Here is a 533-nt window from a genome sequence, read left to right as displayed (position 1 = left end):
AAGGCTTGAATCGGCATTTCCCTAAAGCCAAACGACAACGTTGCCTGGTTCATGTTGGGCGGAATCTGATGAACAAAGTTCGCGTAAAAGACCGCAAGGCCGTGATCAGTGACTTTAAACAAGTTCATCGGGCCGCCAACCGTGAAGCAGCCGAACTGAAACTGAATGAGTTCGCCAACAACTGGCATCAGACCTATCCCAAATTAATCAAAGATCTGCTTAAAATGCCGAATTTACTCACTTTCATGGACTTTCCACCAGCTATCCGGCAATCACTATACTCCAATAACCTGATTGAGAACTTTAATAAGCATCTCAAGCGCACCACCCACCACAAAGAACAATTTCCAACGGAAGATTCACTGGATCGCTTCCTGGTTTCTCAGTTTAATGTTTATAACGAGAAGTCTCTGAAGCGGATCCACCGAGGGTTCAAAGGACTCCAGGACACCTTGGAAGCATCATTTATTTAAGTTAGATACATATTATATGTACGAAGGCATTTCATTTACACAAGATTCTTGACGCTACCA

1 protein-coding gene is annotated in these 533 nt (G+C 43.5%); it reads left to right on the top strand.

Features of this window, described 5'->3' with window-relative positions:
- Nucleotides 1-473 (top strand): transposase (locus MZO40_RS17000; protein ID WP_252133475.1); only part of this gene is annotated, 473 nt, incomplete at its 5' end.
- Nucleotides 474-533 lie beyond the last annotated feature (60 nt).

The sequence above is a fragment of the Lactiplantibacillus sp. B652 genome (genome assembly GCF_023806745.1).
Taxonomy (GTDB): domain Bacteria; phylum Bacillota; class Bacilli; order Lactobacillales; family Lactobacillaceae; genus Lactiplantibacillus; species Lactiplantibacillus pentosus.
This window is presented reverse-complemented; position numbering and strand designations above follow the sequence as displayed.